We start from the raw sequence: 23,771 nt of genomic DNA on the forward strand, positions 1-23,771 counted from the left end.
AACATGAAAGCTGAGGAACAAATACAGCAGTCGCTAACCACTTTTGTTATACGCGAATTGCCCCCATAAAATTGGGTTTACAAAACCTGCAGCACATACCCTATTACAGCATCCTGTTTCTTCTCGCCACTTCCACTGCTTCAATTTTGGAGTGCACCTGCAATTTCCGGTAGATATTCTCCGTATGCCGGCGTACTGTAGCGGGAGAAATAAAAAGATTCGCCGCGATAGAAGTGTAAGGAAGGCCTTTCGAGAGTTGCTCCAGCACCTCAGTTTCCCTGGAGCTGAGGTGCACTGCTTCACCTGACGAATCCTTTGGTGGTGGAGTCGCATGGCGCAGCAACTGAAGTGTTTTCATCGCGATCGACGGTGTCATCACCGCACCTCCTTCCAATGTTTGCAGAATGGCCTCATAAAGCTCATGGGGTGTTATTTCTTTCAACAAATAACTGTCTGCCCCGGCCTGTATCGCGTTGAATATGTTTTCATCGTCATCAAAAACTGTGAGGACGATTATTTTAAGCTGCGGGTGCTTTTGCTTGATGAGGCGTGTGGCTTCAATACCGTTCAGAACCGGCATTTCAATATCCATGAGCACCAGGTCGGTGCCCGGATGCTGCGGCAGCATATCCATACAGTCCTGTCCATCGTGGGCAGAAAACGTGACGACAACATTTTCAAAAAGTGCAAGTTTCTCCTTCACGCTCCGGATAAGAAAATTGTTATCATCGGCAATACCAACATGTATTTTCATAGACATAACTTAAGCGGTTGAGCTGTTTTGTGGAACCCTAAAAGATACTTTTGTACCCCGCTCAGCACCTGACTCCAGTAATAGTTCCCGCCCCAGTTCCTGTGCCCTTTTGCGCATATTCAACAATCCGTTCCCCTCCGCAGTACCTGCTTCTTTGAAGCCCTTGCCATCATCCCGTACCTCAAACAGAAAATCATTGTCCGTTTTACCGATGGAGATATGAATGTTTCCTGCCTCCGCATATTTCATGGCGTTATTAGTAGCTTCCTGAACAATGCGGAAGATATTCAGTCCCTGGATACCGGAAAAAACTGCGTCTTCGGCAACATCTTCGCCTATAGACAGTGTTATGGTTGTGCGGTCCTGCGACTGTTTTGCTTTTTCAATGAAGTTCAACGTGCGGCCACGGAGATCCCTTACTGTAATTGCGGACTTGTTCATGGCCCAGATGGTATCCCTCAGTTCCCGGATGGTTTCTTTGGCGAAGGCGCTGATATTGTTCAACTTGTCAACTACACGCGCATCTGCTTGATGAACATGATATTTAATGGCATCAATGGTGGAAATAATAAAACTTAACTGAGCGCCGATATTGTCGTGCAGATCCCTTGCTATAGCAATCCTTTGTTCCTGTAACCTGTTCTGACTCCCGATCCGCTCCATGGCCAGCTTCATTTCCGCCTCCTGTTGTTGCTTCAGGTTTTTAAGCGTCTGCTGCTTGAAAATCAGGAAGCCGATCAGCGCCATAATAAGCGTAAACGCTGAGAGTGCGAAAATCCATAGATTCCGTGTTTTTAACCGGAGTTCATTTTCGGCTATCCGGGTACGTTGTTCGAAAAGCTGCTTTTCTTTTTCCGCGGTTTCATACTTCGCCGATATCTCTTCCACATCTTTAAGTTTTCTGGCGCTGTACAGGCTATCGTTAAGTACGTTATATAACCTGAGGCTTTGAAAAGCTTTTTCAAAGTCTCCCAGTTGTTCAAAATTTCCTGTAATCTGCTCGTAATTGTATTTTTGAATGTCCGTGAATTTTATTTTCCTTGCCACGGCATTGCTTTTTTCGAAATAGTCATTGGAAAGTTTGTATTTCCCAGTTTCCTTGTAGAACTCGCCCAGCGCGGTGTAATTCAACATCAAAGCAAAATCATCTGGAAGACTTTCACGGATGGCCAGCGCCTGCCGCAAGTAACGCTCTGCCTCACCATATTCTTTGACCATCAGTTGATTATAACCGAGAAACTCGAGGGAGTAACCGATGCCAACGGAATCGTTACGCAGGCGTTGAATGTTCAGGGACTTTTCAAATCTTTTTTTAGCTTCAGCATAGTTGCCTTCATCTCTGTAAACAACGCCACTCTCATTGTTAATGCGCGCGATACCTTCCTGGTTATTGCCGGCCTCATAAATGGCCAGCGCCTTTTCGTAAAACTCCAACGCCCTTTTGGGCTGTCGCAGTTTTCTGTACATTCTCGCCATATCGTCGTACAGCAAGCCAAGCCTTTCGTTGTCGCCGGTATTTTCCAGCGCTGCCAGCGCCTTGTAGTAATAGACGGACCCTGTATCTATATTGCCCTTTTTTATGAATGCTCCACCTATCATCCTAAGAAAATCACCCGAGGCCGCTTTGTCATCTTCAGTTCTGGCCAGGTCAAGGCCAATACGTGAAAGCGCTATGGTTTCATCATATTGTGTGAGGTATATTTTTTTGAGATAATCCCGGAGCAGTGAAACCTTAGCCTGGTAATTTTTTTGCTGAAGCAGCACCTCTTTCAGGCTATCCGTAGCAACAGGAGACTGGGCAAAAACGGGCGATAAAAGCATCCAAACAATCGTAAGGCATAAAACTCCTCTTTGATTCATGATTCAGGCGGGATTATTGTTGTTGAAGTCGTACGACTCAATAAATACGAGGGTGAAAATTATGAAAATACGCCCAAGTATTTACCCACGCAACCAATAAACGAGGGTAAGCGTCAGTTTTTTCATTTCTGACGCTTACCTCATCATTTAAAGCAAGTACCCGCTTACTTGAAAAATTTCGTTTGAAAAGCATTGACATGGTGCTTCAGAAACGCGTTGATGGCCTGTGAAACACCCCCCGCATACATGGCCGGATCGGCCTTGATAAGCGCCGTGTTTTCCACGGCAATATTGTCGGCACGGTACATTTTCCCGAATGCGGTTTCCGTACCAATATAGTCCTGGTCTGTTTTGGCAAAAGCCTGAATCTTTTCTTGTCCGATAACACCATTAATCTGGAGGTCCTTTTTCAGCACGCCGGTATAGGTACCGAAAGGGGAGCCTCCGATTTTGTTTCTTCCGGCAACAAAGTCAATGGCCGACGTGGTGCCCACAGAAACCTCCTTTGATCCAGGCGACGTAAGCCCGATTTTGTTGGTGAGGCTTTTTGAATTTGTATTGGTCGCCACCCTGCTGTCGACCGTACCATAAGAGCTGAGCCTGAGATCGGTATTGGCGATAAGTCTTGCGCCGTCGCCCTGATAAGGCTTTTTTATGTCTAGGAACAGCACGAACAGATCAGCGTTCACGATGATGGCATCATTCAGTTCCTGCGATAACTTCGGGTAGCTGGCCACCTCATCGGCCCTGTCGGCCAAACCTATAAAACTGAACATCCCCTGTCTTTTTTTCTGCCCGTTTTTAGAAAACCCCTTCACAAAGAATGTGGTATTGGACGGGTAAACGGTAACCATGCCCGGCGCTTCCGAAAGGCTCATCTCCATATTATCAAAACGCTGATACCCTTCAAAATACTTTGTTGTTGCCGCGGCATCGGCGCCGATCACATTAAACCCCTTTGCTTTAAGATCTGCCACAAACTGCTGGTAAGCATCGTCTGTGATCTGCTGCAGCGTAGCAGCAGGTATGTCCAAGCCCACCGCTAATGAAGCTTTGGTATCTCCGGTCAGCATCTTTCCCGCAAAGCCACCTTTTGTGGAAGTTGTTTTCAGGTTGTACAACTGGAAGTTGACCGAAAAACCGGCGATGTACACGTCTTTGGAAGGAAATTTTCTGGGGCCATAAGTTCCCCGTTGTTCTTTCGGAGCAAATTCACCCAGGGTTTGGGCAGCGGCGGTTGACAAAAGCATAAAAAATCCGCAAACAATAGTAAGTCCCGTTTTCATAATGTTGAATAATTGTTTCGATGCAATATTAACCACCCGTAAACGGCTGTGGAATAGGGCAGATGCCCCATTTTGACCACCGGTACATTTTATTACTTTTGAAAAAAGACAGGTGATGCCACATGAAAAAAATCCTTCGGAAAGAAACAGGTACAGGCATAACGGTATGGAGTGATTTTACCGTGATGCTTGCACTGACCGGACTGTCGGTGTACAATGGCCAGGCAACGGTATTCTATATAATCTATCTTTTCTGGTGGAACGAACTGATCGTTAAAGCTGTTAACAGGATTTTTAAATGGCGCCGTAACCGGGAAGCGCAATACACGGTATCGGCTGCGGCCGCATCATCCGGGCCGCTGATGGCGATTTACTGGATATTCATTGTGGTTATTTTCGGCTTTGTGGCAAGTTGGGAAGATAAAACGGCCATACAAACCAATTTCTCGGTGTTGTTTTTCAGAAATGTATATTTCAACCTGAATATCCTGTTCATACTTGTGACGGCCTGCCTTCATACATTAGAAAATGATAGACAGCTCACCGCCAACCCCTCCCCGGGTGTTACAGCCAACATGATTGTACTGCATGTTTCCATTATACTCGGCGCGTTCGTATTTTTTATGGTCGTAAAAGGGTTTCCCGATGTTTTCAGGCCGGAAAACAGTTGGAGCGCCGTATTGATGATTACCCCATTTCTGCTGCTCCGGTTCCTGGTGCATTGGTTTTCCCGGTAATGCTTCGTTTCCGGTGAACGCTATACAAGTACCCGCGTGAGGGATTGCAACGGAAAGCCCGCAACCGCCGCCGCAGAAAATGAACTGCTTCCTATACCTGGGTTTCGTTGCGGCCGGCGGGAGGACTTGCAGTGGAAAGCCCGGCCCGACGAAGGAGGGACACGCCCGTAAAATAATTGCTGAATAAACTTATTGCCTGGGCACCTTCCATTTCCAGAGGCTTTGGGCGAAACCCTGAAACGCCTCGTTGGTAAAGTAAAAATTGTTGCGGAAACGACACATCCCTTCCAGTTGCCCGCATTGCAATAAGGTGCCAATCTGGAAACTGTCTACTTTACCCTTCAGTAAATCCCTGCCATTTGTGGCCACGCGGTACATGTATCGTGCGCCGAAAGGCACCGACGTGAGCAACCACAGGTGTTGTGTAGTGGAGTCGTACCAGGCGTCCGTTACACGGCCCTTCAGCAGGAGCTGGTCCGCATACTTCGCGGTGTAATACTGGCCGGGCCTGGCGGGAAGGATGAACAACCTGGTGGTATCCGTTTCTTTTGTAAAAAGGTGCAACTGCCCATTGAGGCAAACCATGGCTTCCGCATCCAGTTTCATGCGCCCTTCCCTCCGTTCCGGGTATTCGAAGCTAATAGTATCGGCCATGACTGTTTTTGCACCGGCATCGGACAGGGCGGCTTTGGAGACGATATAAATCTTCTTCCGGATGCGCCGTTGCAGGTTATCACCGGTATCGCCGATATAAAAATATTGATCGTCCTGCGCAAGACATTCCCAATCGGCATTGTAAGCGTTCTTCACCCAAACGGACCGCAGGATGGCGCCTGTGGCGGTATCTATCTTGAAGAGAAAGGGTGTATTGTCGCTATCATTGTGGGTCCAGAAACCACCGTCCCAATACACCAGGGAAGAACTTTCCTTCAGCACATCGGGGAGGCGATTCACGAACGTAACCGCCGCTGGCTTCACAGGCTGTTGCTGCGCTTGAATACCTGTGAGCAGCAGGCAAAATAATATGGTCAGTCTGATTTTACGCACTTATAAATTTACCAAATAGAGGAATTGCTTAATAGTCTTTGCAAATCGTTAACAAGGAATGTATGGTACCGCGTTAAACTTTTGGCCCCGAGCCCTTTCTATTCTTACATAAAACGAATACAATGAAAAAAATATGCTTCCTCGCGGCCATAGGTTTTGCCGCTGTATTTACCGCCAGCGCACAGTCCAAAGCCGATTCCGTAAAGATTACAAAACGTGCAGAAGTAAAGAAAGAGTGGAAACAGGAGAACGGCGATAAGGTGAAAGCGAAGAAAATGGACCTGAAAGAAGAACTGGGGCTTACGGATGCCCAGGGGCAGGAAGTGAAAAAGCTGAACCAGGAATATGGAGAAAAAATGAAAGCGGTGCGCCAGAACACGACGCTGAGTGAAGACCAGAAAAAAGAGCAGTTGAAAAGTATGAACGCGGAGCGCAACGCCAAACTGAAAACCATTGTGGGGGACGAGAAATACGTGGAGATGGAGCAGAAGAGAAAAGAGATGCGTAAGGAAGCCGGAGAGAAAATGAAGGAGCGTAAAGGGAAGAAAGCAACCGGCGCAGGAAAATAGACTGGGTTTGTTTCGTCATAGCAAAAGCCCCGCCATTCGTTGGCGGGGCTTGTTGTATTAAACCATTTTGAATGTTTCGAGGAACTTGGTGGTGAAGTTGCCTTTCCGGAAATCTTCGTTCTGCATGAGTTGCAGGTGGAAGGGGATGGTGGTCTTCACGCCTTCGATCACATATTCACTGAGCGCGCGGTACATCGTATTGATGGCCTCGTCGCGGGTACGTGCCACGGTGATCAGTTTCCCGATCATGGAATCGTAATACGGGGGTATCACGTAACCGGCATACACGTGAGAGTCAACCCGCACGCCATGCCCGCCGGGCGTATGGAGTACGGTGATTTTCCCGGGAGACGGGCGGAAATCGTTGTAGGGATCTTCGGCGTTGATACGGCATTCGATGGCGTGCATCTGCGGCTCGTAGTTCAGTCCTGATATCTTCTCTCCCATCGCGATTTTGATCTGTTCCTTGATGAGGTCGAAGTTGATCACTTCTTCCGTAACGCAGTGTTCCACCTGGATACGGGTATTCATTTCCATGAAGTAGAAGTTGCGGTGCTTGTCTACCAGGAACTCGATGGTACCCACACCTTCGTAGTTGATGGCAGAGGCTGCTTTAATAGCGGCTTCCCCCATTTTCTGGCGCAGTTCGGGCGTCATAAAAGGCGAAGGAGATTCTTCCACTAGCTTCTGGTGACGGCGCTGGATGGAGCAATCGCGTTCGCTGAGGTGGCACACGGTACCGTAGCGGTCGCCTGCCACCTGGATCTCGATGTGGCGGGGTTCTTCCACGAATTTCTCCATGTACACGCCATCGTTCTTGAAAGAAGCGGCGGCTTCTGTTTTAGCGGTGGTGTAGGCGCGTTCCATTTCACTTTCCTGCCATACCACGCGCATGCCCTTTCCTCCGCCACCCGCGGTGGCTTTGAGGATGACGGGATAGCCCATTTCGTTGCCGAGCTTAACGGCTTCTTCCAGGCTGCCCAGCAGCCCTTCGCTTCCGGGGATAACGGGAACACCGGCTTTAATCATAGTTTCCTTGGCGGTGATTTTATCGCCCATGGAATTGATCTGGGAAGGTGTTGGTCCGATGAATTTAATATTGTGTTCGCCGCATATTTCCGCGAAGCGGGCGTTTTCGGCGAGGAAACCATATCCGGGGTGCACCGCGTCGGCATTGGTGATTTCGGCGGCGGCCATGATATGGGGGATGTTGAGGTAGGAATCCGCGCTTTGTGGGCGGCCGATGCACACGGCTTCGTCCGCGAACTTCACGTGTAAACTGTCTTTATCGGCAGTAGAGTAAACCGCGACCGTTTTGATGCCCATTTCCCGGCAGGTCCTTATCACACGAAGAGCAATCTCACCGCGGTTCGCAATCAGTACTTTCTTAAACATAGTAATTGAATGTTGAGGTTAGGCTGGTTCAACCAGGAACAGTGGCTGGTCGTATTCTACGGGGGAAGCGTCGTCCACCAGTATTTTTACGATACGGCCTTTCACTTCGCTTTCAATTTCGTTGAAAAGCTTCATGGCTTCGATGATGCACACCACTTTACCGGCCGCCACTTCGTCGCCAACCTGAACGAAAGAGGGTTTATCGGGTGATGGACTGCGGTAGAAAGTTCCGATCATCGGGCTCTTGATGGTGAGCAGGTTGTCGGCCTTGGGTTCCGCCGCAACAGGGGCAGCGGGGGCGCCGGCCTGGGGAGCAGGTGCGGCAGGTGCCGGAGCGGGAGCCTGGGCAACAGGCGCGGCGTACATGGCCTGTGGCGCGGCGATCATCTGTTGAACGGGTTCTTCTTTCTGTTTGATGGTTATTTTGAATTCCTGCTGCTCGATGGTCAGTTCACCGATGTTGGACTTGTTGACAATTTTGATCAACTCCTGAATTTGTTTAAAATCCATGGGGTTCAATTTAGGTTGTTTGATTGAAAATATAACGGGCGGCTAAATTAGGGAAAACACCATTCAAAACGTCAAAACCGGTTGAAAATGGTCATTTTTTTATGAAAACCGGGTAAAAACGGGGTAAAATTCTTCTTTTCACGCAAAGAACGCTAAGAAGCAAGGACGCAAGGAGCGGTTGTTCTTTGGGGCCATTTTATTGTTTAAGAACTGGCGCATCGTTTGCGGTAAAAACCAACGGCGTCGCTCCAAGCGACGCCGTTGGTAAAATATTATTCTTTCACGCGTTCCACGTATTCACCGGTTTTGGTGTTCACGCGGATCAGCTCACCTTCGTTCACGAACAGGGGCACCATAACGGTAGCGCCTGTTTCAACGGTGGCTGGTTTGAGGGTGCGGGTTGCGGTATCACCTTTCATTCCGGGTTCGGAGTAGGTGACCAGCAGCACAATTTTATCGGGGAGTTCCACGCTCATGGGGAGGTCGGTATCGGTGTTGATCATCACGAACACTTCCTGGCCATCTTTCAGGAACTGGGGGGCGTCCACCATGTCTTCGTTCAGTACGATCTGTTCGAAGGTTTCGTTGTCCATGAAGTTGTAACCGGAATCGTCTTTATAAAGGAACTGGTAGTTCTTCTTTTCAACACGCACGGGGAAAATGGTATCACCGCTGTTCCAGGTATGTTCGATGGTGCGGGCGTTGTCCACCCCTTTCAGTTTTGCCCAAACTTTCGCGGCGGCGCGGGCAGTTTTGTTCTGACCGAATTCCACCACTGAATACAGGTTATTGTCCAGTTTAAGGATCATTCCCCTGCTGATGTCTGCTGTAGTTGCCATATAGTGAAAAATGATTTGGGGGCAAAGGTAAGGGTTTTCGTTCCTTCCCCATGCCCCCGGGCAATTCAATTTTTCAGGTGTAAAACCTTATTATTTTGATTTGATGATGATGACGCCATTTTTGCCTTTGTCGCCGTATTGGGCTGTGGCGGACTCATTTTTCAGTACACTTATGGAGTCGATGGTATTGGGATCCACCTTCAGCGCCTGGAAATCTTTTACTGTATATTCTTTTCCATTGTAGATCACAAGTGCGTTAACGGGTTGGCCGCCATTGTTCAATATTATATTTTCAGGGTCAGGTTGAGTTGTTTTTTTGTAGCCTTCAACCACGATAACCTTTTCTTTTCCGGTAGCGGCCGGTGTTGTTTTCTTATACCCTTCTACTACCACTTCTTCTTTCGCTTGGTTTTTGGCATCCACAACCGCAATACCCTTTTTTGTGCCATAGCCTACCACAACGACTTCCTTAATCTTTTTCGTAGTGATGAGGATAACGCCGTTTTTTGCTCTTTCTCCATAAATAGCTACGGCGGAAGCATCTTTCAAAATGCTGATCGATTCTATTTCGTTAGGGTCAATTGCATCTAATTTATAATCGTCTTTCATCACAACACCATCAATTACGAACAAAGGTTTTTTGGTAGTATCGCTCGCGCCGCGTACCATTATTTTGGTTGTGCCCAGGTGATTGGTTTTCCCCTGGCTCTCCAACACTTTGTTCTGATCAAGACTGGCATCTACCCTGTTGTCGTAACTGAATGTTTCGTTCAGCGTTCTATTGCTCACCTTGATGTTCTTTACTTCGCCTTTCAGCTTCGGCGCACCTGTATCACCGCTTACTTTGGGCGGAGCGGGTGGCGCTGGCATTTTTCTCATTTCCACAGGTGGCGGTGGTGGTGGTGGCGGTGGTGTATACTTTCCATACTTTTTTGTGAACGCTTCTTTTTGTGTGGCATTGGAAAAATCATACACCTCTTTCTTACCATTTTTTAGGGTAACAATAACTTCCCCATCCGGCGATTTCATGGAGACATACTTCACTTGCGGATTTCTCCTGAAGAAATCCGAAAAGGGATCTTCTCCGGAAAACTCAACCGGGGGTGGCGGTGGAGCCGGCACATCCATTACGGGGGGAGCGGGCGGAGGCTGCATGCCTGCCATACTGCGAAACGAAAGTACCGTGGCGGCCATCAGTGGCAGCACAAAGAGGAAGCGCACCGCATGCACGCGGGCCGTTTTGTTTTTGTTCATCATGGCTATACGTTTTTTAAGGAATGAAAAACCGAATGGCGCCACAAACCGATGTGGCAGTCCACTCATTACTTTTAACAAGAGTAACTGGTATTCTTTAGGGGCGATGCCCTGTTTTAAGACTTCTTCATCTGCAAGAAATTCAAGATTCTGCCGGATGGCGCGCCGCAACAACCAGGCGAATGGATTGAACCACATCACCAGGCAGAGGAACTCCGCAAGCAGCAAATCGAAAGTATGTTTCTGGCGCACATGCACGTATTCGTGCAGCAATATGCGCTGTAACTCCCCATCGGTATGCGATGCCGGATTGATAAAAATATTGTTGCCGAAAGAGAAATGGCTGGAGCCATCGGGCAACGCGAACACCTTAACCGGACCATCCTGCAACAACACGGCTTTTCTTTTCATCACCAGGAAAGAACTCACGTTCAAGACCAAGCGCCCCACAAAAAAGACCATCCCCGCCATTAATAATACTCCCGCCATCCGCAGCGGATCGCTGAACAGGGAGGCATCTTCCTCACGGCCCATCAACAAACGCAGTTGCTCCAGGTCCAGTAACGGCACGGCTTCAACCACAACAGGCTTACTGGCACCTGGCTCCAAAAAATCATACACATTCAGGAAAGGCAATAAAAACGACAATAAGGAATACCCCAGCAAATACCACCTGTTCCATTTGTAAAAAGTGAGTTTCCGCAGGAACACCCAGTAAAATGTGGTGACCACGGCCAACGATATCGATAGTTTGATCAGGTACAACAGCATAGCAATAAGTTTATCTGTTCGATTGATGGATCATTTCCAATATCTCCTTTAACTCCGCTTCGCTGATCTGCTGCTCCTTCGCGAAGAAAGCGACCAGTTCCTTGTAAGAATTGTCAAAGTAGTTGCGCACCACGCCGGTAAGGAATTGCTTCTTGTACAGTTCCTCACCAACCAGTGGTTCATACTCATACATCAATCCACGTTTGGTCCCTTTCACATAGCCCTTCTTCTCCAGGTTCTTAATAGTGGAGGTGAATGTATTGTAATGCGGCTGCGGTTCAGGGATCTTATCGAGGAAGTCTTTCACGAAGCCGTTGCCCGTTTTCCAGATGGCCAGCATCGCTTCTTCTTCCTGCTTGGTGAGGCGTTCTAACTTTTCCATTTCCGAACTTTTCGTAAATGTACGAAAGTTTCGGAAATGGAAAAGTTTATTTTTACCGGTACTGTCGCAACCGGTACCGTCGCTTGAAGCGACGGTACCGATAAAAAAAAGCCCCTCCGGTTTCCGGAGGGGCTTGGGGTTACTGATACCGTCGCTGTAAGCGGTGGCATCGGTTGGGCAATAGTTATTTTACCAAGTCGAATTTTACGCCGAAGTTGTAGCGGGGTTGATAGAATTCGTTTTGCATGGTTCTGTCTTTAACACCCTGGTAGTAGCGGAGCGATTGGTTGGTGAGGTTGGTGGCTTCACCAAATACACGCATACGTGGCGTCACAGCGTAAGAAGCGTTCAGGTCAAGGAAGAATTGTTTGTCGTAGTAACGGTCTTCGAAGGCATCGCCACCCAGTTCATCGATATAAGCGGCGGTGTAGTTGGCGGAAACGCGGGCCAGGAAACGGCTGTTCTCATAAGACAATGAAGCGTTCACCATGTGGGGAGCTGTTCCGGGCAAGGTAAGACCGGTCCTCAAATCGCCATCGGCATTGTAGATGCCCTTCGCTTTGGATTTGGTATAAGTATAGTTGGCGTAGATGCCGAAGCCTTTCCAGAAGCCGGGGAGGAAATCGAACTGGCGTTGAAGGGCCACTTCAAAACCGTACACCTGCACGTTGTCGCCGTTGCGGGGTTGGAAGAAGGTCCAGTCGGTAGAGGCGGGAATGGGGTTCGGTGTAATATCGGGGAAGGCGGCGGCGAACTTGGTGTTCGTGAAATTCTCGTCACGGTAAACGTACATGAACTGGTCAACTGTTTTGTAGAATACGCCTCCGGAGATAAGTCCGATAGACTTATAATAATTTTCGAACATCAGGTCGAAGTTGTTGGCGCGGGAAGCTTTCAGGTTGGGGTTTCCAACAAAAAGTTCGTTGTCGCCGGGCAGCACGTTGAAGTAAGGAACGAGGTCGTAGTAGTTGGGACGGGCGATGGAGTTGGTCCAGGCCAGTCTTACGATCGCGTTCTTCGTGATATCATATTTGAAGGAAAGGTGCGGCAGGATGTTGAGGTAGTCGTTTTTATTGGTTTGTTTGCCGAGCAGGTTCTCTTCGTCTTCCACCACATTGCCGGTGTATTCACTGGAGGTATTTTCAAAACGAAGACCAGCGATCATACCCAGTTTACGGCTCCATTGTTGTTGCCACATGGCATAACCGGCGAACAGGATTTCTTTTGCATCGTAGTTGGCGGCCAGGTATTCGGCTGGAATATCTTCTGATTCAAAAAGCCCGGTATTCGTAAGATTCAATCCACCTAAATATGCGGGATCCACGAACATACCCGCGTTGTATTTTGAACCGGGGTTAAAATCTTTTCCACTGTGCATTACCGTTGGAACTGAACCCATGTTCTCAAAATTGTCTTCGTTGCTGCCTACGGGCGCGTATTCAAAGAAATTGTTGTTGCGCACTTTGTTTTTGATGCGCAGGCTGGTACCGAATTTCAGGAAACCATCTTTCTCCTTCACGGCCGTGAAAGGAATGCTCAGGTTCACACGACCACTTTTTTCTGTTTCATACTGGTCCTGGAACTGTTCCGTGATTTCACGGAGTTCAAAGTCAGAAGCTGTCAATTGATCTGTTACAATCGGACTTCTTTTATCTGCGGCATTCGCAAATACTGTTGCGTCTTTGGAACGGAAGCTGATGTACCTTTCATGCGGACGTTCTTCGCTGGCGCGGGAGAATCCGAATGACCAATCCAGTTTCAGTCCCTTTCCGAAGATATGGTCACCTTTCAGGCTATAGTTCTGCGCGCGCTGGTCTTCCAGGCGGCGGCTCTTCACGCGGTCGCTGTTCAGTCCGCCCTTTGTTTCTCTTCTCACCTCTCCTACGTAACCTGTAATATTATCATTGGCATCGTATTCGGGTTCGATATCTGTAGCAGTGTAACGGAGACGGTTCTCCCAGTCATCTCTCCAGTTGTACATGCTGCGGAACATGATGTTCGTGCGGGTATTGGGCTGGAAGTCGATGCTGGCGCCAATGCTGCGGCGGGTGCGGTCCACAAAGTATTTCCTGATCTCGAATTCATCGGTATAAACGTTTCCGAAATCATCTTCTTTCCACGTGGCTTCCACATCATCGGAACCATATTTATTGGAATTGATGGAACCGTTGAGCAGGATGCCCAGTTTGTTTTTGGCAAACCTGTTGCCTGCGATGAATGAACCGGTATAACCCGCTTTCCCACGGATGGGGTTGTAGATAGCGGAGCCTGTTCCTGAAATGCGCAATCCGTTGGGGGCGGCCCTGGTCACGAGGTTCACGGAACCACCGATGGCATCGGCATCCAGGTCGGGCGTGAGGGTTTTGTTCACCTGGATGGTCTGGATCATATCGGAAGGAATCAGGTCCATTTGTACCCGGCGGTTATCGCCTTCGGCGGAAGGGATACGGTCGCCATTGAGGGTAACGGAGTTGAGTTCGGGAGAGAGTCCGCGGATGATGATGTTGCGTGCTTCCCCCTGGTCGTTCTGCATGGTTACGCCGGGAATACGTTTCATCGCGTCTCCGATATTGGCATCGGGGAAACGACCGATCTGGTCGGCGGAAACCACGTTGGTGATGTTGAAGTTATTCTTCTGTTGGTTCAGTCCCCGGGCCTGGCCACGGAGCCTGTCGCCCAGTACGATTACTTCTTTCTGTACGGTGATACCGGGTTTGAGTACGAAACTGAGCGAAGCGGTTCCGGAGGCGGGCACATTGATTTCTGTGTTTACATCTTCGTATCCGATGTACGTAATGCGTATTGTGTGTTTACCGGCTGGAAGGCCAGCGAGCTGAGCCTCTCCATCGTTATCGGTATTCCACGCACGGGTGAGTGTGGTACTTACGATAGTGGCGCCGGGAAGGTTCAGTTTCTGATCGTCGGTGATTTTTATGGTCACGATTCCTTTCTGCGCCAGGGCAGAAAATTGGAAAAGGAGGAGAAAAAGGCTGGAGAAAAGCAGGATTTTTTTCATTCCGCAGTAGTTTTTTATGCTGCGGCGAAAGTAGAAGGCCTGTGTTACGGAATTGTTTCGAAAGCGTGATGGATGTGTTAAGTTTTGGGGCACTGCCCTTTAGTCGCATGGTTATCTCTTTTTTTCCGGTTCGATATAATAATGTTAGAGAAAGCCAACAGCAAAAAGCAACCCGGTATATACGGAGCCTTGAGCTTCAAGGGCAGCACATCCGCCGGAACATCGGGGTGGAGGTGAACATATATGCCCGTAAGCATCATTACAATAATGGTCAGAAAAGAGAAATTCATCCCCCATTTTAAAGTTTTAACCGGAATATTTTGTTGGAACAACAGGCATACCATAAGTACCAGCCCAACAAAGATTTCTCCTGAAATGCCCAGTGCATAAGAAAATTGCCCCATCCTGCTGTTAGCGATCTGAACACTATACCAACTTTTAAAAGGATCTATGAACTTAAGTATGCCGAACATAAACATAGCAATGCCTAAAAACCATGAAGTGATTTTCTGATACATGACATAGAAGAATTGTGTCGGGTAAAATTCAGACTAAACCAGGAAAGCTGCCGGAACCTGCGGTCCAAAAACTGGAAAATACGGTTCAGTTGTTCGTGCGTGCAAACTGCTCTTTGTAGTCGGAAGGAGCGCTTCCATATTTTTGCCTGAACAGCTTCGCAAAATGAGAAGCATCGTTAAAACCGGCTTCATGGCATATTTCAAGAATACTGCTATCGGTGGATACCAGTAAATCTCTTGCGCGCAAAAGTTTTTGTTCTTTAATATACTTAGCGGGAGAAGTTTTAAAATAGCTCTCGAAATCCCGTTTAAACGCAGATAAGCTGCGGCCCGAAAGCATGGCCAGTTCTTCGATGGTAATATTTGAAAACAGGTGCGCCTGTACTATTTCATTAAAATTCGCCTGTCTTGGCGTGAACAAGTGGGAAAACAACTCAATAATATTTTTTGAATTGCTGGTCTGGAGCAACAACAAAATCAGTTCCTTAATTTTCAGGATCAGCAACTCATCGTTCATCAGGTTCGGTTGCCGAAAGTAAAAATCAAGGCTTTGTATGAAATGTTGGATAATTTCGTATCGCTCAATTTTCTCAGCATACAACTTTTTACCTTCAGCCTGAATAAAACCCGGCACTTCGTTTTTGTACAGCGTTTTCAGCACGTCGCTGTAAAGATGCACAACGATCACTTCACAATAGGTGGCTCCTGATTTTTGAATGAAATCAGCGAAGTAATTGCCGCATTTTAACACCACACTCTCTGAAACCTGAATTGGCAGTTGGCCGGAAGATGATTTCAGCACACCTTCTCCATTCCTGAGGTGTAAAAAACAAGCTTCATCGCGAAAGACCGCGCTGTGTTTATATGGCGGCCTGATGCACAATTTTTCAATTACGCAGTAACCGTTTAAATCAAAATGTTTTCTGCTGAGTATCATTGCTGTTTGATCTCCGCTGATGAGGGTAATTCCCTATACAATATTCCGCAGCAAATCCTCAAATACATCCCTTTTCCTGATCAGCATGGGTTTACCGTCTTTCACCAGTACTTCCGCGGGTTTGTAGCGGGAGTTAAAATTGGAGGACATTTCAAAACCATACGCGCCGGCATTGTAAAAACAGAGTAAATCGCCCTCGCGCACTTCGTTCAGTTCACGGTCCCAGGCGAAAGTATCCGTTTCACAGATATTGCCCACGATGGAATAGGTATGTTTTGGCGCATCGGTATTCGTAATGTTTTCGATCCGGTGGTACGCATCGTAAAACATGGGGCGGATGAGGTGGTTGAAACCGCTGTTCACGCTTACAAAATGCGTGGAGGGCGTTTGCTTCAGCACGTTCACTTCAGCAACAAGGTAACCGCATTCGCTCACCATAAATTTCCCGGGTTCAAACCATATCTGTAAGCCTTTGGCCTGCGGATGGCTGTCGAAAGCTTCTTTCACTTTAGCCCCAACAAGCGCGATATCGATCACCGCATCGCCTTCTTTGTAAGGCACTTTGAAGCCACCGCCGAGGTCCACGGAACGGAGTTCGGGGAAATGGGGAATGATATCGAACAATACTTCGATCCCTTTTACGAACACATCGGCATCTTTAATGTCGCTACCGGTATGAATGTGCAGGTTGGAAATAAAGAGATCGTATTTTTTAACCAATGCCAGGATATCTTCGAGCTGCTCTACCGGCACACCGAATTTACTTTTATCGTGTCCGGTGGAAATTTTAAGGTTACCGCCGGCCATGATGTTCGGCCGAAGGCGGATGCCTACCGGATACGAATGGCCATAGGCTGCCCCGAATTTTTCGAGGTTGGAAAGACTGTCAATATTGATGTTCACGCCCAGTTCCTTTGCTTCGGCGATTTCTTCAAAAGCGATACCGTTGGAAGTATATAACACACGTTCGGGTTCGAAACCAGCGTGCAGGGCCAGTTTTACTTCGTTGATGGAACTGCAGTCCACGTTAGAACCCAGTTCACGTACATAAGAAAGAATGTGCGGGTTCGTGAGCGCTTTACAGGCGTAAAAGAAATGCACGTTGCTGCCGCTAAAAGCGTGCTTCAGTTTGTTGTACTGTTCCGCGATCTTTTCGGCGTGGTAAACATATACGGGCGTACCAAATTCACGTGCGATAGCGGCCAGTTCCTGTGGCTGTAAAGAAACTCCTGACATATACTGTATTTCGGAAATATTATTGTGCTGATTTGTCGGCATCCGGAGCTGCCGGGTCGGTTTCAGAAGCATCATCTTCGGAAGTATTATCTTCATCCGATATTTCGTCTTCTATAGAAAGTTCTTCCGTTTCGGTAGCATCCTCTTCTGAAGCATCTTCCAGGGTAAGCTCCGCTTCACCATCTTCATCCACCGCGATATCGGAAGTGGCCATATCCACGATGATCTCTTCTTCTATTACGAGGATTGCAGTATCATTTTCACCGGAAGGGGTTTCGGCATCGGCCGCATGTTCTTCCGTTGCTTCAACCGCCGTTTCTTCCGCGGTTTCCACTGTATCTGAAGCTGTATTTTCACCCATTACCACCGTTGGTTCCACCATTTGTTCGGCGAGTACTTCCTTGATTTTGGGGAGTTCATCCGCGGAATTGATCCCGAAGTAATCCATGAAAGATTTGGAAGTGCTGTACAACAGGGGTTTTCCGGGCATATCCTCGTTCCGTCCGGAGATGATCACGAGGTCCTTTTCAAGGAGTTTCTGGATCGCGTAGTCGCTGCTCACGCCCCTGATGGCTTCGATCTCCGACTTGGTGATGGGTTGCTTGTAAGCGACAATGGCCAGTGTTTCCATGGCGGCGGCGGATAACTTCTTCATGAACTTATCGCCATTGAGTTGCGCCACGGTTTTGTGGAAATCCTTTTTGGTAAGGAACTGCCATCCTCCCCCGCTCTCTCTTACTTCGAAAGGATAGAACTCCGCGTTGTACTTTTCAACGATCCCTTCCAGGGAGGTTTCCACCTGTTCTATGGTGATCTTATCTTCCATGAAACCGAAGGCGTTGTTCACGAGATCGGTGATCTCGGGGGACGTCAACGGTTTTTCGCTGGCGAAGATAAGCGCTTCTATGTGCGGAATGATGTGTCCGATTTCCATAGCAGGTATTGGTTGAAAAGCGTGTGGACTATCCTTGCAGCGCGGCGGCACCACTCACGATCTCGGTAAGTTCGGTAGTGATGGCGGCCTGGCGGGCGCGGTTGTAAGAAATCTTGAGTGTTTTCAGCAGTTCGTTCGCGTTATCGGAAGCCTTATCCATAGCGGTCATACGGGCACCGTGTTCGGAAGCGTTGGCATCCAGCACGGCTTTGTACAACTGGGTATTCAGGATTTTAGGCATCAGTTCGGCGATCAGTTCTTCTTTGGCGGGTTCGAAGATGAAGTCGGATTTTTTGGCGCCTTCAACTTTCTCCACTTTCTGAATAGGGAGAAACCTTTCCACGGAGAAACGTTGGGTGGCGGCATTCCTGAATTCGCTGTAAATCACTTCCACCACGTCATATTCTTTCTTTACAAAAGCATCCATGGCGGCGGCGGAACAGGCCTGTACGTTCTCGAAGGTGAGGTTGAGGAAAATATCTTTGAAAGCCGCGTCAACAGTGAAGCGGTTCTTCTGGAAATGTTCGTATCCTTTTTTGCCGATGGCCCAGATATGGGCATTGCCTTTTTCGGTTTGAACGGGATATTTTTCTTTCAGCAGGGTTTTGGCCAGCTTGATGATGTTCGCGTTGTAAGCGCCGCAAAGGCCACGGTCGCTCGTGATGACGATGAGCAGTACTTTATTTACCGGACGTTCTTCCGCCAGCGACATACCAACTTCTCCTTCAGTGTTGCTCACGATATTGCTGAGCATTTCCTGAAGTTTTCCGGCGTAGGGGCGCATCTGGAGGATGGCATCCTGTGCACGGCGCAGTTTGGCCGCGCTTACCATTTTCATGGCCTTGGTAATTTGCTGGGTAGATTGTACCGATTTGATCCTGTTACGAACTTCTTTTAATGCACCGCTCATGGTCCGCTGATTATATTATATGAACTTAATGATTCAATTTGGCTGCAAAGGTACTCGAACACACTAAATTATCCATGCACGGGGTAAAAATTGTAGAAAAACACCGTAAATACCCCGACAGCCGTCCGTTAAAGCACCCTATTTCCGCTTGTTTTTTCCCCATACCGCTGTTCCGGCCAACGTTTCACGGTATTTTTACACCACTACCCAACGTTACCGCTGCACTTCAGAAAGAGCTTCTTTTACTCCTAACACTTTTATTGTATGTACCGAACCAAGTTCCCACTGGTAACGGAGGGCTGTGCCCATTCCATTACCATCTGGCTGTTCCTCAGCCGGAGCCGCAACACTTATACGCGCAATATTTCTGTTATTCCCCCACCCCCGCGCTTATATCTTTATAATTAAACCGTTTAAACCCTGTTGTATGAAAAAAACAACCGTTGCTATTGTAGACAAGCAGCACCTTTTCCGCATGGCCCTGAAAGCGCTGATCCAGGACGAGCCCGGGTATGTGGTTAGCGTGGAAGCCGGAAACGGCCAGCAGTTTATCAACCTAATCGACAAAAATTTCCCGCCTGATATCGTGTTGCTGGATCTCGACCTGCCCATCATGAACGGGTTCGAAACCATCCGCTGGATCCGGGAAAACTGCCCCAGGATCAGGGTGATAGTAGTGAGCGGCGACTGTTCCGATGAGGCCATCCTGAAGGCCGTAAGGTTGGGCGCGCGAGGATTTCTGCCCAAATCCGCCGGTTATGAAGAACTCCGGAAAACCCTGCACAGTGTTAAGGACCGGGGCTATTACCTCACCGACCCGGTGTCCGACAAACTGATGCAAACGCTCAGCGAATCCGCCGTGGAATTTGAACACATCAATCCCGTGAGCACACTCTCCGAGAAAGAACTCAACTTCCTGAAACTCGCCTGCTCGGAAATGACCTATAAAGAGATCGCCTTCGAAATGGGCATCAGCCACAGGACCGTGGATTCCTACCGCGATCACCTGTTCGAAAAACTACAGATCAAAAACCGCGTGGGCCTGGCCATTTTCGCGGTAAAAAACGGTCTCATCAACCCATAACCACCCACCATCCACACTGAAAGTCCGGAACAACCATACTCCTTCCTTCCCGGATAAAACTCCTGTTCACCTCCCAAAAGGATGTGCCGGTAAGCGGCACATCCTTATTTTTTATATGACTCCTCACTTTCGTTTTTCCCCGTTTTTAAGTTGTGCGGCAACGCTTAAAGCATTAGGTGTAAAAACGTGGCTTCGCCATGGAAAAACACCCATTCCGCAAACGTGAATACACCGCAGCACCCCGATAGCGGTCATACCGGGCAAATTTCCCCCTGTCAATATGGCTATTTTCAAATTATTGCACCATCTTTGACATCCTTTTGGCATACCATATTATCAATTTAAAGCGCTCTTATGTTAGGTTTTCTTTCGAAATTGTTCGGAGGCAGCAAATCAGAAAAAGATATCAGGACGATTCAGCCCCTGGTTGGAAAAATAAACGAACATTTCATTGCATATCAATCTCTTAGTAATGATGAACTCCGCCACAAAACCGTTGAGTTCCGTGCCCGCATACAGGACCACCTGAAAGAGATCAGCGATAAAATAACCTCCCTGAACGAACAGGCCGAGGCCCTCCCCGCTACCGATATTGCGGGAAAAGATACCATCTACCAGGAAGTGGACAAGTTGAAAAAAGAAAAAGACACCCAACTGGAAGTGGTGCTCAAGGAAATTCTTCCCGAAGCATTCGCCGTGGTAAAAGAAGCCGCGCGCCGCTTTTCCAACAATACTGTACTGGAAGCCACCGCCACTGATCTGGACCGTGAACTGGCCATCACCCGCGAACATATTTCCATTAGCGGCGACAAGGTCGCTTTCCAGAACAGCTGGAAGGCAGCCGGCTCCCCCATCACCTGGAACATGGTGCATTATGATGTTCAGTTGATCGGTGGTATGGTACTGCATGAAGGTAAGATCTCCGAGATGGCCACAGGTGAGGGTAAAACACTCGTTTCCACCCTGCCCGCCTACCTGAACGCACTCGCGGCGGAAGGGGTACACATCGTAACCGTGAACGATTACCTCGCCCGACGTGACTCTGAATGGAACGCGCCCTTGTTCGAATTCCTCGGACTCACCGTGGATTGCATTGACAAACATACCCCCAACAGTCCTGAAAGAAGAAAAGCTTACCAGGCTGATATTACTTATGGTACCAACAACGAATTCGGCTTCGATTACCTCCGGGATAACATGGTCCATTCCCCTGAAGAAATGGTGCAACGCAAGCACCACTACGCCATGGTGGATGAAGTGGACAGCGTATTGATCGATGATGCCCGTACACCTTTGATTATTTCAGGCCCCGTTCCACGCGGCGATGAACAGGAGTTTCACCTGCTGAAACCCAGGATCGAACAACTGGTGAACGCGCAAAAACAGGTGGTGAACAAATTCCTGATTGAAGCGAAAAAGAAAATCACTGAAGGTGATGACGATCCGAAAAGCGGCGGTCTCGCATTGATGCGCGCCTACCGCGGCCTTCCCAAAAGCGGTCCGCTGATCAAGTTCCTTTCCGAACCCGGCATCCGCGTGAAATTGCAGAAATCCGAGAACTACTACCTGGCCGACCAGCAAAGGGAAATGCCGAAAGTGGACGAAGAACTGTATTTCCATATCGACGAAAAAACAAACTCCGTTGACCTTACAGATCGTGGTCTCCAGATGATTACCAAAGCGGGTGAAGATCCTTCTTTCTTCATCATGCCCGACCTCAGCATTCAACTGGCGGAAGTGGAAAAACAGGATACCACACCCGAAGAAAAACTGCAGGCGAAGGAACAATTGCTGAAAGACTACGCCATAAAAGCTGAAAGAATACATACCGTTCAGCAACTGCTGAAAGCATATACCGTTTTCGAAAAAGACGTGGAATACGTGGTAATAGACGGTCAGGTGAAGATCGTAGACGAACAGACCGGTCGTATCATGGAAGGACGTCGTTACAGCGACGGGCTCCACCAGGCCATTGAAGCGAAAGAGAACGTGAAGATTGAAGCGGCTACGCAAACCTACGCCACCATTACCCTACAGAACTATTTCAGGATGTTCCACAAGCTCGCCGGTATGACCGGTACAGCGGAAACGGAAGCGGCCGAACTCTGGGACATCTACAAACTGGATGTGGTGAAGATTCCCACCAACATCCCCATTTCAAGAAAAGACGAAGAAGACCTCGTTTACAAAACGAAGCGGGAAAAATACAAGGCGGTTATTGAGGAGATCGAAAAACTCCGCAACGCGGGTCGCCCGGTACTCGTGGGTACTACCTCGGTTGAAGTGAGTGAACTGCTTGGAAAGATGCTCCAGGTAAAAAAGATCCCGCACAATGTATTGAACGCGAAACAACACTCGCGCGAAGCACAGATTGTTGCCGAAGCCGGTCTGGCCGGAGCGGTCACCATCGCTACCAACATGGCAGGTCGTGGTACCGACATCAAACTCGGACCAGGCGTGAAAGAAGCCGGTGGTCTCGCTATTATTGGTACGGAGCGCCACGAATCCAGAAGGGTGGACCGCCAGTTGCGCGGACGCGCCGGTCGCCAGGGTGATCCCGGTACTTCCCAATTCTATGTATCCCTCGAAGACGACCTGATGCGCATGTTCGGCAGCGAAAGAATCGCCGGACTGATGGACAAACTCGGTTACAAAGAAGGCGAAGTGATCCAGCACAGCATGATCACCAAGAGCATTGAACGCGCACAGAAAAAAGTGGAAGAGAACAACTTCGGCATCCGGAAGCGCCTGCTTGAATACGACGACGTGATGAACAAGCAACGTACGGTGATCTATAGCCGCCGTAACCACGCCCTGTTCGGAGACAGGCTCGCGCTCGACCTGGACAACGCTTTCTACAGCGTGGCCGAAGGCCTGGTGAATTCCTTCCGGGAAATGGAAGATTTCGAAGGTTTCAAACTGGCCGTTATCGTGAACTACGCCATCGAAACCTCGATCACGGAAGAGGAGTTCAAATCTGGCAACCCGCAACAACTGGCCGATAAACTATATAACGAAGCCGTTACCAATTACGACCGTAAAAAGGCCGTACTGCAGGAACAGGCGCTGCCGGTATTCCAGAACATCCGTCAAACACAGGGTGCACACATCGAAAACGTATGGGTACCTTTCACCGACGGCAGAAAAGGATTGAACGTACTTGCCGCACTTGATAAAACCATTCAGTCGGAAGGACGTGAACTGCTCAACGCCATGGAACGCACCATCACCCTAGCGATGATTGACGATGCCTGGAAAGAGCACCTCCGCTCCATGGACGACCTGAAACAAAGTGTACAAACAGCAGGCTACGAACAAAAGGACCCCTTGGTAATCTACAAGATCGAAGCGTTCAACCTCTTCAAAAAGATGGACGACCAACTCGGAAAAGACATCATATCCTTCCTCTCCTATGCAGGCATTCCCATTGAACAGGGCGCTCCCATCCGCGAAGGACATGAAGAGAAAACGGATATGAGTAAAATGCAGGTGAACAAAGAAGAAATCGACGAAAGAGGAGATGATTACGCCGCCAACCAGAATGATTATTTTGATCCTTCAGGCGCAAATGTGAAACAGGAACCCATTAAAGTGGGGCCTAAGATTGGCAGGAACGATCCATGCCCCTGCGGCAGCGGCAAGAAATACAAGCAATGCCACGGTGTATAAAATCGCATCAGAACATAAAAAATCCCCCGCTGTTTGCACTGCGGGGGATTTTTATTTAGTAAG

19 protein-coding genes are annotated in these 23,771 nt (G+C 48.5%); 4 read left to right on the plus strand and 15 right to left on the minus strand.

The window, feature by feature from the left end; translation table 11 throughout:
* Positions 1–103: 103 nt before the first annotated feature.
* The 3 genes from M4J38_RS11660 to M4J38_RS11670 form a co-directional block, all read right to left on the minus strand.
* Positions 104–754, minus strand: coding sequence for a response regulator transcription factor (locus tag M4J38_RS11660; RefSeq protein ID WP_251759776.1), 651 nt, complete (start codon positions 752–754; stop codon positions 104–106).
* 9 nt (positions 755–763) lie between these two features.
* Positions 764–2,614: a sensor histidine kinase gene (locus tag M4J38_RS11665; protein WP_251759777.1), complete on the minus strand. Its 1,851-nt coding sequence runs from the start codon at positions 2,612–2,614 to the stop codon at positions 764–766.
* Positions 2,615–2,778: 164 nt separating this feature from the next.
* Complete coding sequence (locus tag M4J38_RS11670) at positions 2,779–3,900, minus strand: hypothetical protein (RefSeq protein ID WP_251759778.1); 1,122 nt, start codon at positions 3,898–3,900, stop codon at positions 2,779–2,781.
* Between the two features lie 122 nt (positions 3,901–4,022).
* Here M4J38_RS11670 and M4J38_RS11675 point away from each other — a divergent pair, with 122 nt between their 5' ends.
* On the plus strand, positions 4,023–4,637 hold the full coding sequence (locus tag M4J38_RS11675) for a hypothetical protein (RefSeq protein ID WP_251759779.1): 615 nt from the start codon (positions 4,023–4,025) through the stop codon (positions 4,635–4,637).
* Between the two features lie 189 nt (positions 4,638–4,826).
* On the opposite strand, the gene M4J38_RS11680 is transcribed toward M4J38_RS11675, so the two are convergent.
* Complete coding sequence (locus M4J38_RS11680; RefSeq protein WP_251759780.1) at positions 4,827–5,684, minus strand: hypothetical protein; 858 nt, start codon at positions 5,682–5,684, stop codon at positions 4,827–4,829.
* 122 nt (positions 5,685–5,806) lie between these two features.
* On the opposite strand from M4J38_RS11680, the gene M4J38_RS11685 reads away from it, so the two are divergent.
* Positions 5,807–6,253 (plus strand): hypothetical protein, encoded by a 447-nt coding sequence (locus M4J38_RS11685; RefSeq protein WP_251759781.1) that lies wholly within the window; start codon positions 5,807–5,809, stop codon positions 6,251–6,253.
* Positions 6,254–6,310: 57 nt separating this feature from the next.
* Here the strand turns inward: M4J38_RS11685 and accC are convergent, their stop codons facing one another.
* The 11 genes from accC to atpG all read right to left on the minus strand — a co-directional run bounded on the left by accC (position 6,311) and on the right by atpG (position 18,955).
* Positions 6,311–7,648 carry an acetyl-CoA carboxylase biotin carboxylase subunit gene (gene accC, locus M4J38_RS11690; RefSeq protein WP_251759782.1) on the minus strand — a complete coding sequence of 446 codons (1,338 nt, stop codon included), beginning with the start codon at positions 7,646–7,648 and terminating at the stop codon, positions 6,311–6,313.
* An 18-nt stretch (positions 7,649–7,666) separates the two neighbouring features.
* The gene (gene accB, locus M4J38_RS11695) at positions 7,667–8,158 is read right to left on the minus strand and encodes an acetyl-CoA carboxylase biotin carboxyl carrier protein (RefSeq protein ID WP_251759783.1); all 492 of its coding nucleotides are present in this window, start codon (positions 8,156–8,158) and stop codon (positions 7,667–7,669) included.
* Positions 8,159–8,430: 272 nt separating this feature from the next.
* On the minus strand, positions 8,431–8,997 hold the full coding sequence (gene efp, locus M4J38_RS11700; RefSeq protein WP_251759784.1) for an elongation factor P: 567 nt from the start codon (positions 8,995–8,997) through the stop codon (positions 8,431–8,433).
* A gap of 90 nt (positions 8,998–9,087) precedes the next feature.
* Positions 9,088–11,022, minus strand: a complete 1,935-nt coding sequence (locus tag M4J38_RS11705; RefSeq protein WP_251759785.1) for a TonB-dependent receptor plug domain-containing protein — start codon at positions 11,020–11,022, stop codon at positions 9,088–9,090.
* 10 nt (positions 11,023–11,032) lie between these two features.
* Positions 11,033–11,404 carry a BlaI/MecI/CopY family transcriptional regulator gene (locus M4J38_RS11710; RefSeq protein WP_251759786.1) on the minus strand — a complete coding sequence of 124 codons (372 nt, stop codon included), beginning with the start codon at positions 11,402–11,404 and terminating at the stop codon, positions 11,033–11,035.
* A gap of 184 nt (positions 11,405–11,588) precedes the next feature.
* Positions 11,589–14,420 carry a TonB-dependent receptor gene (locus tag M4J38_RS11715; protein WP_251759787.1) on the minus strand — a complete coding sequence of 944 codons (2,832 nt, stop codon included), beginning with the start codon at positions 14,418–14,420 and terminating at the stop codon, positions 11,589–11,591.
* A gap of 77 nt (positions 14,421–14,497) precedes the next feature.
* Positions 14,498–14,938, minus strand: coding sequence for a hypothetical protein (locus tag M4J38_RS11720; RefSeq protein WP_251759788.1), 441 nt, complete (start codon positions 14,936–14,938; stop codon positions 14,498–14,500).
* 85 nt (positions 14,939–15,023) lie between these two features.
* Positions 15,024–15,875, minus strand: coding sequence for an AraC family transcriptional regulator (locus M4J38_RS11725; RefSeq protein WP_251759789.1), 852 nt, complete (start codon positions 15,873–15,875; stop codon positions 15,024–15,026).
* A 33-nt stretch (positions 15,876–15,908) separates the two neighbouring features.
* The gene (gene lysA / locus M4J38_RS11730; protein ID WP_251759790.1) at positions 15,909–17,111 is read right to left on the minus strand and encodes a diaminopimelate decarboxylase; all 1,203 of its coding nucleotides are present in this window, start codon (positions 17,109–17,111) and stop codon (positions 15,909–15,911) included.
* Positions 17,112–17,130: 19 nt separating this feature from the next.
* On the minus strand, positions 17,131–18,045 hold the full coding sequence (gene scpB / locus M4J38_RS11735; RefSeq protein WP_251759791.1) for an SMC-Scp complex subunit ScpB: 915 nt from the start codon (positions 18,043–18,045) through the stop codon (positions 17,131–17,133).
* 28 nt (positions 18,046–18,073) lie between these two features.
* A complete protein-coding gene (gene atpG, locus M4J38_RS11740) occupies positions 18,074–18,955 on the minus strand; it encodes an ATP synthase F1 subunit gamma (protein WP_251759792.1) in 882 nt (293 codons plus the stop codon).
* A 427-nt stretch (positions 18,956–19,382) separates the two neighbouring features.
* Between atpG and M4J38_RS11745 the strand changes: the two genes are divergently transcribed.
* Positions 19,383–20,039: a response regulator transcription factor gene (locus tag M4J38_RS11745; protein ID WP_251759793.1), complete on the plus strand. Its 657-nt coding sequence runs from the start codon at positions 19,383–19,385 to the stop codon at positions 20,037–20,039.
* Between the two features lie 354 nt (positions 20,040–20,393).
* Complete coding sequence (gene secA / locus M4J38_RS11750) at positions 20,394–23,708, plus strand: preprotein translocase subunit SecA (RefSeq protein WP_251759794.1); 3,315 nt, start codon at positions 20,394–20,396, stop codon at positions 23,706–23,708.
* Positions 23,709–23,771 lie beyond the last annotated feature (63 nt).

This window comes from Parasegetibacter sp. NRK P23 (genome assembly GCF_023721715.1).
GTDB lineage: Bacteria > Bacteroidota > Bacteroidia > Chitinophagales > Chitinophagaceae > Parasegetibacter.

Coding starts and splice junctions, on each gene's coding strand:
- M4J38_RS11660 (WP_251759776.1), bottom strand. CDS start 754: ATGAAAATACATGTTGGTATTGCCGATGATAACAATTTTCTTATCCGG.
- M4J38_RS11665 (WP_251759777.1), bottom strand. CDS start 2,614: ATGAATCAAAGAGGAGTTTTATGCCTTACGATTGTTTGGATGCTTTTA.
- M4J38_RS11670 (WP_251759778.1), bottom strand. CDS start 3,900: ATGAAAACGGGACTTACTATTGTTTGCGGATTTTTTATGCTTTTGTCA.
- M4J38_RS11675 (WP_251759779.1), top strand. CDS start 4,023: ATGAAAAAAATCCTTCGGAAAGAAACAGGTACAGGCATAACGGTATGG.
- M4J38_RS11685 (WP_251759781.1), top strand. CDS start 5,807: ATGAAAAAAATATGCTTCCTCGCGGCCATAGGTTTTGCCGCTGTATTT.
- accC (WP_251759782.1), bottom strand. CDS start 7,648: ATGTTTAAGAAAGTACTGATTGCGAACCGCGGTGAGATTGCTCTTCGT.
- accB (WP_251759783.1), bottom strand. CDS start 8,158: ATGGATTTTAAACAAATTCAGGAGTTGATCAAAATTGTCAACAAGTCC.
- efp (WP_251759784.1), bottom strand. CDS start 8,997: ATGGCAACTACAGCAGACATCAGCAGGGGAATGATCCTTAAACTGGAC.
- M4J38_RS11705 (WP_251759785.1), bottom strand. CDS start 11,022: ATGCTGTTGTACCTGATCAAACTATCGATATCGTTGGCCGTGGTCACC.
- M4J38_RS11710 (WP_251759786.1), bottom strand. CDS start 11,404: ATGGAAAAGTTAGAACGCCTCACCAAGCAGGAAGAAGAAGCGATGCTG.
- M4J38_RS11715 (WP_251759787.1), bottom strand. CDS start 14,420: ATGAAAAAAATCCTGCTTTTCTCCAGCCTTTTTCTCCTCCTTTTCCAA.
- M4J38_RS11720 (WP_251759788.1), bottom strand. CDS start 14,938: ATGTATCAGAAAATCACTTCATGGTTTTTAGGCATTGCTATGTTTATG.
- M4J38_RS11725 (WP_251759789.1), bottom strand. CDS start 15,875: ATGATACTCAGCAGAAAACATTTTGATTTAAACGGTTACTGCGTAATT.
- lysA (WP_251759790.1), bottom strand. CDS start 17,111: ATGTCAGGAGTTTCTTTACAGCCACAGGAACTGGCCGCTATCGCACGT.
- scpB (WP_251759791.1), bottom strand. CDS start 18,045: ATGGAAATCGGACACATCATTCCGCACATAGAAGCGCTTATCTTCGCC.
- atpG (WP_251759792.1), bottom strand. CDS start 18,955: ATGAGCGGTGCATTAAAAGAAGTTCGTAACAGGATCAAATCGGTACAA.
- M4J38_RS11745 (WP_251759793.1), top strand. CDS start 19,383: ATGAAAAAAACAACCGTTGCTATTGTAGACAAGCAGCACCTTTTCCGC.
- secA (WP_251759794.1), top strand. CDS start 20,394: ATGTTAGGTTTTCTTTCGAAATTGTTCGGAGGCAGCAAATCAGAAAAA.